10 protein-coding genes are annotated in these 10924 nt (G+C 52.5%); 1 reads left to right on the top strand and 9 read right to left on the bottom strand.

The window, feature by feature from the left end; genetic code table 11:
- The 4 genes from ACO6S1_RS09245 to ACO6S1_RS09230 all read right to left on the bottom strand — a co-directional run bounded on the left by ACO6S1_RS09245 (position 1) and on the right by ACO6S1_RS09230 (position 4702).
- Entirely contained in the window at positions 1 to 1248 is a 1248-nt protein-coding gene (locus ACO6S1_RS09245; RefSeq protein ID WP_390588506.1) for a hypothetical protein, read from the bottom strand.
- A 213-nt stretch (positions 1249 to 1461) separates the two neighbouring features.
- Positions 1462 to 2676 carry a tyrosine-type recombinase/integrase gene (locus ACO6S1_RS09240; protein WP_390588505.1) on the bottom strand — a complete coding sequence of 405 codons (1215 nt, stop codon included), beginning with the start codon at positions 2674 to 2676 and terminating at the stop codon, positions 1462 to 1464.
- Positions 2673 to 3923, bottom strand: a complete 1251-nt coding sequence (locus ACO6S1_RS09235; protein WP_390588504.1) for a tyrosine-type recombinase/integrase — start codon at positions 3921 to 3923, stop codon at positions 2673 to 2675. The genes ACO6S1_RS09240 and ACO6S1_RS09235 overlap by 4 nt, the downstream gene beginning before the upstream one ends.
- Before the next feature lie 425 nt (positions 3924 to 4348).
- Positions 4349 to 4702, bottom strand: coding sequence for a single-stranded DNA-binding protein (locus ACO6S1_RS09230; RefSeq protein ID WP_422346169.1), 354 nt, complete (start codon positions 4700 to 4702; stop codon positions 4349 to 4351).
- 501 nt (positions 4703 to 5203) lie between these two features.
- Between ACO6S1_RS09230 and ACO6S1_RS09225 the strand changes: the two genes are divergently transcribed.
- The gene (locus ACO6S1_RS09225) at positions 5204 to 6319 is read left to right on the top strand and encodes a hypothetical protein (RefSeq protein ID WP_422346008.1); all 1116 of its coding nucleotides are present in this window, start codon (positions 5204 to 5206) and stop codon (positions 6317 to 6319) included.
- 319 nt (positions 6320 to 6638) lie between these two features.
- On the opposite strand, the gene ACO6S1_RS09220 is transcribed toward ACO6S1_RS09225, so the two are convergent.
- The 5 genes from ACO6S1_RS09220 to ACO6S1_RS09200 all read right to left on the bottom strand — a co-directional run bounded on the left by ACO6S1_RS09220 (position 6639) and on the right by ACO6S1_RS09200 (position 10914).
- Entirely contained in the window at positions 6639 to 7994 is a 1356-nt protein-coding gene (locus ACO6S1_RS09220) for a dihydrolipoyl dehydrogenase family protein (RefSeq protein ID WP_422343426.1), read from the bottom strand.
- A 236-nt stretch (positions 7995 to 8230) separates the two neighbouring features.
- Complete coding sequence (locus tag ACO6S1_RS09215) at positions 8231 to 8605, bottom strand: hypothetical protein (protein WP_422343425.1); 375 nt, start codon at positions 8603 to 8605, stop codon at positions 8231 to 8233.
- 32 nt (positions 8606 to 8637) lie between these two features.
- On the bottom strand, positions 8638 to 8985 hold the full coding sequence (locus tag ACO6S1_RS09210; protein ID WP_422346168.1) for a MerC family mercury resistance protein: 348 nt from the start codon (positions 8983 to 8985) through the stop codon (positions 8638 to 8640).
- Between the two features lie 121 nt (positions 8986 to 9106).
- Positions 9107 to 10534 (bottom strand): mercury(II) reductase, encoded by a 1428-nt coding sequence (merA, locus tag ACO6S1_RS09205; RefSeq protein ID WP_422343424.1) that lies wholly within the window; start codon positions 10532 to 10534, stop codon positions 9107 to 9109.
- A gap of 35 nt (positions 10535 to 10569) precedes the next feature.
- Positions 10570 to 10914 (bottom strand): heavy-metal-associated domain-containing protein, encoded by a 345-nt coding sequence (locus tag ACO6S1_RS09200; RefSeq protein WP_422343423.1) that lies wholly within the window; start codon positions 10912 to 10914, stop codon positions 10570 to 10572.
- Between the last annotated feature and the right edge of the window lie 10 nt (positions 10915 to 10924).

Here is a 10924-nt window from a genome sequence, read left to right as displayed (position 1 = left end):
TCAGTTCACCGTGCACGAGAATGAAAGAGTTGTGCTTTCGCCGTTGGCTAAAGAACCCAGCGTGATTCCCACTCCCGTAAGATCACTCACAGTGAAGCTTCCCGGAGGAACGCCACTGCCAGTAATCGTGACTGCATTTGCGGCTGGGCAAGACAGGCCAGTCCCAGGAGTGTCGGTGACAATTGCCCCAACGCTGGTGTCCGGGCCGTTGTTAGTGACAACAAGCGTGTAGGTGGTTGTCGAACCCGAAACGACAGTGTCGGAAGCCTGATCGACTTCTCCATTAACCCCTGGTGTGTTCGTCTTGGTAATGGAGAGATCAGTTTGCCGGGTAACATCCACAGTAACCGTTGCGATCTGGCAGTTCGTCGGAAAGCCGATTTCGCAGATCTCATAATCGAAACTGTAAGTGCCACCGGATGTGCCTGCATTTACGCTCACTTGTCCCGTCGATGTATCGAAGTTTAGGCCCGCCGGAACGCTCGATCCCGCCGCCACTGCCAGCGTCGTGTTCGTTGGACCGGCAGCCACTCCGTTCAAAGTGTCCCCGTCATAAGCGTTAACGACATCCAAAGCGCCAGAAACCCCATCGATACCACTTGCGCTATCCGAGACGGCAACAACTGCGCCCTGCGCAGTCTGGACGATGATAAAATTCAGGTTGAAGAAAGCGCGCGCATTTCGCCCCCCCTGAACGTCATCATAAAAGATTGAAAAAGATGAACTGGGCGTGGTCAGACTAAATGTTGCAGTTTCGTTCGTCGGGTTGTCGCCCGCATCATTCGCGAGAAATGTACCAACTGCACCCGCCGAAGACAGCCGCGATGCCTGATCAGCATAGGCCGGCGGGCTAGCAAATGAATGAACTTCAATTGTTGGAGATGTCCAAGTCCCAGGGACATTCGCTGCGAAACTATCACGAGGCGCGGTGCCGTCGATATCGTCAATATCTGGATAGACCACGCTATCGAACAAGAATCCGGAAGTCTCGAACCGAATCTCAATAGCGCGATCGCATGCCGCGATGCTGGACCGAGCAAAAACATCTGCAACGCCTGTGGCATCAAAAGCGAAGCAACTCGTATTTTGTGGCTCGCCGCGAACCGTGATCGTCCGTCCAGAACCATCAGTATAGATTGCAGTATATGGATCAGGAACCGACACAACCGTAAAGTTCTGCGCCGACACAATAGAAGGCGTCAGTAATGCCACTACAACAATCAGCAGAGTTCTACCCAACCTGCTCATAAACAGGTGGTCACAACAGCTTCCCATGTTCTTGCCCCTATCATTCGCGACCAAATCAGCCGGGTCGGATTGCTTAATCGTTCCTCGATCCGCAGCTATGTAGGTTGATATAGCCCGGTAGGGTTAACGGTCCGTAAATTACAACGCCGTGACCTACGTTTTCATACTTATTGATGACTTCTGACTCATACTTATCGACCAGAACCGCAATGTTTAGGCTCTAGCCCAATCAAAGAACGTCTCCGGACTACCCATCATTTCTTCGATCAGGTCGCCGATGCGCTGCCCGGCCTCAATGACCGGTCCGTCATCCAGATGAGCGTAGCGCGCGGTAGTGGTCACGTGCCTGTGACCCAACAACTTGCCGATCATCGGAAGTGTTTCCGAGCGGGCGGCGGCGTGGCTCGCGAAGCTGTGGCGCAGATCGTGCAGTCGCACACCATGCAGACCCGCCTCTTCGCGAACGTCTCTCCAAAGGCAAGTCAGATCAACGCTCTTTCGCGTTTTCGGATTGAAGAACACTTCCGGGCGGCGCTTGTGACGTGGAAGGCATTTGATCACGGTCCACGCGGCTTCGCCCAGCCAGACGGTACGCGGACCGGTTTTGCTGTCGGTCAAGAGCAAGCGGCGGCCCTTGACCTCGCTCCAGGTCAAGCCGGTGATTTCGGATCGTCGACATCCAGTCAGGATCAAGAGCTGCAATGCCGCGCAATGAACCGGTCTCGATTTGCGGTGTTTGTCTATCGCCGCGCCAAGGTGCCGAAACTCCTGATCGGAAAGGAACCGCTCGCACTTGCGCCGCTTGTTCATTCGGATCGAGGTGCACGGGTTTGAGCCTTCTGGCTTGATGCCCCACTCTTCGGCCTTGTTCATCATAGCGCGCAGGATCTCACACGACCGGTTTGCCGCTCCTGGGCCTCCTATCTCTGTTACGCGGTTGAACCACTCCTGCACGCTGGGCTGCTCGATCTCGTCGAGGAACAACCGCGCAAACGCCGATTGGAGATAGTTCTGCCGATACAGTCCATGCGTGTGCAGGGTTGATGTCTTCCAGGTTGGCGAGACTTTGCGCCAGTAGGTGTCGAGAAAGTCCGCGTAGAGCGGGACCTTGCGGCGTTTCTTCCGCTTCTCCGCTGGGTTCTGACCGACCTGAGCGCGCAGAAGCACGCGCCGCGCAACATCCATCGCCTGTGCTTCGCTCAGTATCTTGGCGTTGCCAATCGTTACGGTTCGCGTCCGTCCCTGCATCGCCGCCTGGACAATGTAGATCGTGCGTCCACTCGCGTAGTAGCGCGTCCCGAAACCCGGCAGTCGTTTCGACCAGACTATTCGGCGTAGTTTGCTGTCGCCTTTGGTTTTGCCGACAACGCCGATACGCGCCGTGGCGAGTTCTTCGGTGACGATGGTCTGAAGTGTTAGCGCGTTCATTGGCCTACTCCGATCAGGTTCGCGATCGATCCCGACACGCGCTCGGCAGCATCGGCGATGACCTCATCGGACAAATGCGCATAGCGCGAAGTCGTCTCGGCCAACGCGTGGCCGAGCAGCTTGCCGATCACCATAAGCGAGATGTTGTCGCGGATAGCGGTCGAGGCGAAGCTGTGCCTGAGGTCGTGTAAGCGGACATCGGGCAGAGCAGCCCGATTGCGGATTTCCGTCCAGTACATGCTCAACTTAGTTGGCTTGCTTGGGTTACGATCCGATGGAAAAACCAACCCCCTCGGCTTGCGATCCGGGATAGATGCAATCACTTCGACAGCCTGCCGGTTGAGATAGATGATTTTCGCGCCGCTCTTACTATCCGGTAACATCAGGCGCGGTTCTTGTACCCATTCCCAACGCAAGTTCTCGACCTCTCCGCAGCGCGCGCCCGTGTAGATCAAAAGTCGTATCGCAGCGACGACAGCCGAGTGTTCGGCTTCAAAATGGTTCAACGCGGTCGAGAGTTGGCCGTATTCACGGGCAGATAGGAAGCGTTCCTTTCGCTTGCGTTTGTAGCGCGGCGTCCCTCTGCAAGGGTTCGAACCACGGCTGCGGTATCCGAGTTGTTCGGCATAGCCCATCATCACCGAAAGGATCGGGATGGTCCGGTTGAAGGCACCTGTGCGCTCGGCGAAGCCATCGCGCCAGAACGAAACATCGGCCTTGGTGATTTCGTCGACACGGCGATCACCGAAGGTTGGGAGGATGTCCCGATCGATCCCGGTGCGGTTCCGCTGGCGCGTGCTCGGTTTCCAGTGGTGCGCATAGTCAGACCAGAAACGCTCAGCGTATTCTCGCATTAGGGGAGCTTCCTTCGCGCGAGACTTCGTGGTCTTGCGCGAAGGCAGGCCATCGAGGGCCACTTCCGCCAGTTTTTCCCGCGCAAGTCGACGCGCCTCAATCGCCGTATTCTGCCCAGTCGTTCCAAGCGAGGTGCGGCGCTGTTTGCCGCGCTGGCGAAACATCACGAACCAGGTTCGGCGGCCCGAGGGATGCACGCGCAGACCGAAGCCGGGCAGCTCGCTATCCCAATATTCAATCATCCGCTTGCCAGGCCTGCGCCGGGCGATATTGCCGTTTAGCCTCACACGCTGGATGCTCTGTTCACCCTCATCCTGGCGCTCACGCGGCACTGCGGAAAGCGCATGATTCGGGCTTGATTTTTGCGGTAACACATGGCCATTTCGGTCCATCAATCTGCTCCTCGCTTTTGAGGATCGAATTCGAGCAAGATACTGGTAAAAAATATCTTTCTGCATCAGCGATGCGTACGGTGTGCAGTCAAGTTCCCAGCTCGGCAGACCTGATCCAGTCTCGTTTCTCGGCCCTTAAATAACTGATTTAAAACAACTTTCCTTCAAAAGTATAAAATGGGCCTTTCTGGGATTAAGAGAGAAAAGGTCCAAAAAGGCCGTTTGGCAACCAAATAGCATGCAAAAGCCGAAAACTGCTGAGCAGTTTTTGTCGATTTTCTGCTGGATTGAAAGGTCAGTTGGTGCGGTTGTGATCGCATTGAAAGTGCAAACTGGCACATACCCTATCGCCAAATAGAAGTTAGAATTGCGGTAAAAAGAAAGGCCCGGTAGCGGATGCTACCGAGCCTCGTAAAGTTGCAATGTCAGTTGCGATTATCAGCAGATTTTGTTTTCGCTTTGGAGAGAAAATCAACCTGCTCAGCGATGATCTCACAGCCGTAACGAGTGACGTTCTTGTCGTCTGTCCACTTGGTATAATGGATACGTCCAGTCACCATTATCATGGCACCCTTGGTGACATGTTCTGCGACGCATTTTCCAATACCATTGAAACAGGTAATGCGGTGCCATTCGGTGTCTTGCTGGCGTTGACCTTCGCTGTCTTTGAAATTGCGGGTTGTTGCCAAAGAGATGTTAGTAATTGTTGCATCTGACTTAGTTTCGCGAACCTCTGGATCGTTGCCTACAAAGCCGACGAGTGTGACTGTGTTTTTCATTTGATAATACCTTTCGAAGCTAATTTGTTCGTCCAAGGGACCATCCCTTTGACTAAGCCCCGAAAGGTCCGGATGGGGTCTGGAGAGCACCGACTGACAATGAGGGAAACCTCGCTCGAAGGGGTGGTGCGGGCAGCAGCGCGTAGCGGTGCAACACGGCCCTGTAGATGCGCGGGTTGCTGTCCAGGCACCATCCGGACAGGGGCTGGTTTATGTCATGAAAGGGGATGTGCTTTTTGGACTATTGCCAGCTATCGATTGGTTTCTTGAAACACATCGCGATTGTGGTTTTTTGGATGGCCATTCGGAATTCTGGAATCGATGCTGAGAGTACAATCAAATTGTCTCAGCGGTAACTTAAAATTATTCAGTCGGACGGCAAGTATTGGGTGGAGTGCCGAATGGCGGCTTTTGGCGCCAATGACCGGAAATGTGAAGTCGTATTCAAATTCAGATAAACTAGGACTTGGGTGGTATTGAACGATACGCTAATCATGCGACATGGACACCACTGTAAACAAACCGCCTGACAAAGAGGAAATTTCTCGGCGAAGGGTTCCTTGTCTAGCTACATACCTGCAGCCTTTTCGGCTGGTCGATGCGACATCTCTTGAACCATGGAATGCTAGTATAGAGCAGATAAACAATCGCACATGGGATTATTCGGCACTTCATGAAATCGCTGGTGGAATAGATGTTGGGCTTGATGCTCCGTACCACCTTGTTGTGGCAAGGGATGGCGCTATCGCATTGCCGCCAATTCCAGAGCTTTGCTCTGATCAAGCCATCGTCGAATTTTTTAACCATACATTGTCAGCTTTGCTTTTAGGGGGATTATATTGCGAGGCAATTAGTGTCGACGGTCTAGATATGGGCTCCATCCTCGACTGGAAGTACGTGCGTAGCCACCGGTATGGAAAAGCTGCATCCAATCGATTTCATGAGCAAATTCGATACGGAAAAGCCAGCCCTCTAGAAGCAATACAGCTTTATCAACCTCGCACAGTTAAACTTGAATTATTGCAAGAGGCAATGCGTTTGGGCCTCGGCGTTTTGAAGCGAATTGATGAGCTTAAGGGAGAGTATTTGCTTAGAGGTGTGACCGGAATAGCCCGAAGGGACTGGGGATCGGCACTCGCAAATTTATGGATCGTTGTCGAGCAGTTGACGTCACACCTATGGAAACGAGAAATTGTTAGGCCAACAATCGCGCAAGACAAAACCGCATCTCGACGTGCTCAACTATCAGATACCAGAACTTGGACGGCATCCGCGCGTCTAGAGATGCTTTTCCAGAAAGAAGCTTTGAATCTGCCCACTTTCAGATTTCTTAGTGACGCAAGGAAAGCACGAAATGATTTGTCGCACGAAGGAAAATTGCCGTCTGAGTATAGTGCTATGAACGCATATAGTGGAGTGTGTGGGCTTCTTTTGGTGGTTCTAAATGAGGAGAGACCCGCGTTGCTCGACCTCAATCTTGCAGATCATGCGCTATCCGATCCATTCGCGCCACGTGGTCCTATTGAGGGCGAACCCCAATTCTGGATGGCGATTCCCAAGCTGCCCGGAGAGCAAGAACTCGAACTGGCTGAAGCTGCCCTGCGGAATCAGAAGTAATCTTTAGCGACCCAATTAAATACAAGGGACTCTCGGCAGCTTTATGATAGCTTTCGCGCAGCACATTCTGGTCACTAAACGACTGCAATTGGGGCGGATGCGGAATGACAGCCTATTATGTTCCATCCAATCAATTCTAATGACCGAAACTGGGTGGAAAGCGGTCATCCACGAAGAGCGATCTGTATGACCGTTTTTGGGCCGATTGCGGACTGGCGGCTTCCAATGTTCGGTTCTGCGAAAGCAGACATCATCGGTTTGTTTGCTTTAAAGGCCTCCAACGATCTAATTGCGATCTTCAAAGTTATAGCAGTTTACCTCACAACATCGAGCCAACATCAGAACCAACTGACGGATAGGCGCTGACCATTTTTTTCAGGTCGCTCGTGGTCAAATCAAGGCGCATCGCAAGACTAAAAAAATTGATGATTTCGGCATATTCCGGCCCCAGTAAATGCGCGCCCAATATTTTATCGGTTTCATCATCGATAATCACCTTGGTCGCGGCGCAAGTCTCTCCTACGCGAAGATTGGAATACCAACCGCTTGTGTCGTTTGTGGCAATACGCAGCTTGTAACCCGCAGCTTTTGCTTCTTCTTCCAGCATTCCCACCCGCGCCAATTCGGGTATCGTAAACACGACCGTTGGCACGCCTTCATAGTCTGGTTTGGCATGATTGCCTTTCAGCATATTTGACGCAGCCACCTTGCCTTCAAACACGGCCACCGGCGTGAGCGGCGCACCTTTGGTGTCCGCTGCATCCCCCGCTGCATAGATTGACGGATTGGAGATACTTTGCAGAAATTCGTTCACTTTGACTCCGTGGGCATTGGATTCGACGCCTGCCTTGCCCAGATCAAGACCATCGATCGCAGGAACGCGCCCCGCGCCATGCACGATCAAATCAGCTGAATATTTTTGGGTTTTACCGTCGACGTCGAGAGTCACCGAATAGCCGCTATCTTCTTGGGCGATGGAGATGAGATTGGTCTTCTGAACGACCTCAATTCCTACCTCTTTGCTTCGCTCGAGCAATTTGTCGACAAGGTCGGGATCAAAGCCCTTGAGCGGACGCTCGCCACGATCAATAATGTGCACGTCGCTGCCCGCGCGCGCCGCGATATGAGCGAACTCAAAAGAGATGAAGCCGCCACCAACAAACAGGATTTTTTTCGGAAGGCTCTCTAATTCCAGAAATTCCGTGCTATCGATGAGATACTGCGCCCCGGGCACGTCAATTTTCCGTGGCTTTGCACCGGTTGCAATCAGTATCTTCTTCGCTTGCAGCCGTGTTTTACCGTCAACCGCGATTATGTTCTTACCGATAAATTTTGCGCTGCCGTGCAGTGTTGTCACACCATTTTTATCAAGGCCGGATTCAATTTTCGGTGGCATTTTATCAGTGAATGTCCGCTTGAACGCCATCAGGTCCGACCAGTTGATGGCCAAGTTGCCGGGTTCAATGCCCTTGCCGTTCATCAAGGACGCAGCGTCGATTATTTCTGCGCCGCGCCTCAGCATCTTCTTGGGGTCACATCCCCTAAGCGCGCATGTGCCGCCATAGGGGAGTTCATCCACAACTGCGACGGACCAGCCCGACGAGGCGCATTTGTTGGCCGCGTTGACTGCCGCCATACCGACGCCGATGACGATGAGATCGAAAGACTGGGTCATGATTGGTTCCTTGATAAGTGATATTAGGACTAACGGGTGGAGCGGCTGCGGGTTCCGCGACGATTGATGGAGATGCCCTCAGGGAAGATGAGGTCAAGAGGGTAAACGCTGAAATTTGGCATCTAAGTCTCGGAGGACTTTGTTTCGATTCGCCATCGCACTTCTGCGATATATGCTTGACGTGAAAACAGATCGCGCTCGTTTCATCGCCTCACACTCCTTTGTAAGGCATGACCCTAACAGCACGCCGCGTCTGGCCTATCAAACAGACCCTTGAAATCGGTTTTTCCGCTCAAGCGATCAAGATAGAAGTCTGGATCTTTTGCAAAAACCTCTGCGCAATGGGGGCAGCGACAGAAACGAATTTCCTGCCCGTTGTGGAGCACAGGAACCGTGTAAGCGGTCGGCTTTTCAGCGAGACACGCAGGACAGACATGGATATCCCTAACCTCTTCGACAAAGCGCTTTGGATGTTTCTGGAAAATATCGGCGCAACCCTGGCAACAGAAGAAATACACGATCTCATTATAGATGGCCTGTGCCGCATGGTCGTCGGTAATTCCAAGCCGCACCAAAGAGCAGCCGCAGGTGGGACAAATTTTAACGTTCATTACGCTTGGCTTCCTATCGCGTTTCATATTTCTTATGCCGTAGCCTTGGGAACAGGGCATCGCCTTAACGGAGGTGATACGATGTCGAAAATTGAGGACCCAATCATGAATGCCAACCCAACATAGAATACGGCATTGCTCCAGCCTGCCGACCAGAATAGGTAGAATTTTGCCAATACCAAAACTGGCCCAATCAGGCTCAATATCCCGCGCCAAATGATGCGGTGGCGATTGAACAAATAAAGATTGGCAATCAGGGCAATGACGACAAAAATTGGCAATAGCCGGGTGATAATTAGACCTTCATAATGGTCCAACCATCCCAGGCCCAGCGAAGCCCCAAGGGCGGCAATGGCCGGAAAACAGTTTGCGCAACCCATTGCTGCGACAATGGCACCGATTGCGCCCGCGCCACTCCCGGTATTAGAAGCAACATTGGCCGCGCTTTCTGTCTCAATATCAGTTTTCATATGCTAGTCCTTTATCCACGTCCTGCCAGAACTATCCCGCGCAGCAGGAGAGCTTGGTAATATCTTTGTCGAATGTCTGGGCAGCTAACTTTAATCCTTCGACGGTGGTAAGATAGGGGAATATTGTTTCCCCAAGCGCTTTTGCCGTCATCCCGAATTTCAGGGCCATTACCAGCGTCTGGATGCTGTCCGAACCCTCGGGAGCCATAATCTGACCACCCAGCAATTTGTCGGTTTTTCTGTCGGCCACTAGCTTAATTAGGCCTCTCGTATCGCGAGCCGCCAATGCCCGCGGCACCTGATCCAACGGGACTACAGATGTCTTAACGTCAAATCCCGCTTCCCGTGCTTCGGCTTCACTCAAACCCACCCCTGCAATCTGTGGATCGGTAAAGACAACCCACGGCATGGCCGAATTATCATATGATTCCGACCCCATAGCTACCGCATTCAAGGCAGCAAGCTTGGCACCATAAGCGGCCATATAAACAAATTGATCGCGGTTGGTCACATCACCTGCCGCATATATATCTGGGTTGGACGTTTGCATGTTGTCACCAACAACAATCGCACCGCGCTTATCAAGCGCAACGCTGACGTCTTCGAGACTCAACCCTTCTGTATTCGGTGTCCGGCCTGTCATCACAGCTAGAGCGTCGGCGGTGAGTTCACGCCGTTCGCCTTCATGCTCGATACAAATCGTGACGCCAGACGCATCTTGCCGACAAGCATCGTAGGTGCTTCCGCAATATATGGTGATATCTTCGGCGCGGAAAGATTCAGTCAGTGCATCCGAGATTTCTGGCTCGGCACCCGGCAACAGACGTGAACGGCAAATGATCGTGACATCGACGCCCATCCTCGCCATCATCAAGGCCAGTTCTGATCCGATATAGCCGCCGCCAATGAAAATCAGGCTCTTGGGCAATATTTGCAAATCGAGTAATTCGGTGCTGTCGAGGGTTGAAACCTCGTCAATCCCTTTGATGGGAGGGAGAGAAGGACGACCACCCGTCGCGACAATGATCTTTGGTGCCTGTATCAAGCGTTCGCCAATTCGAACTCCGCCCTCGACGATGCGAGCTGGCCCTTCATCGAAATAATCGATGTTCTCATATTCGGGTAACAGATCGGCATATTTCTTTTGCCGCAATCCATCAACGAGATCATCTTTCGACGTTACGAGCTGTGCCCAGTTTTCTACTCGGGCATCCCCCGCGATTCCGGGAAAGCGACTTGCTGATTTGGCACCATGAATAGCCTCTGCGGCGCGTATCATCGCTTTGGATGGAACGCACCCGACATTGACGCAGGTGCCGCCAATCGCGCCGTGACCTATTAAGGCAACCTTTGCTCCGCTTCCCGCTGCTGTAATCGCAGCCGAAAAGCCCGCTGACCCGGCACCCACGACAGCAAGGTCGTAGCGTCCGCCATTATCTGACGCGCAATAGTCGTTCATATTAATTCATTTCTTTGGTTAGGATCTAAACAATCTTACTGTGCGGCGGCGATTTTCGCTGGGTAACCCGCATTTGTCGATGCAGAGGCAATGGCCGATTCATTGGTGCGCTTTGGATCAAACGTCACTTTTGCGGTTTTTGATTGAAAATCAACATCGACAGAAGACACGCCGCTAACCTTGCCCATGGCCTTCTTGACCGTGATCGGACAGGTCGCACAGGTCATCTTTTCTATATTGAATGTTTCGGTTTTCAGTGCACTCTGGGATGCCGCCTCTGCAACGGCCTGTGTGCCAGAAGTTGGAAACAATGCCATTGCTCCTAGTCCGCCTGCTCCAAGAGCTACAACGACTGAAAATATAATATAAGCGCGTTTCATAAATTATCTC

Origin of the sequence: Parasphingorhabdus sp., from assembly GCF_965233695.1 — a bacterium.
Classification (GTDB): Bacteria; Pseudomonadota; Alphaproteobacteria; order Sphingomonadales; family Sphingomonadaceae; genus Parasphingorhabdus.
This window is presented reverse-complemented; position numbering and strand designations above follow the sequence as displayed.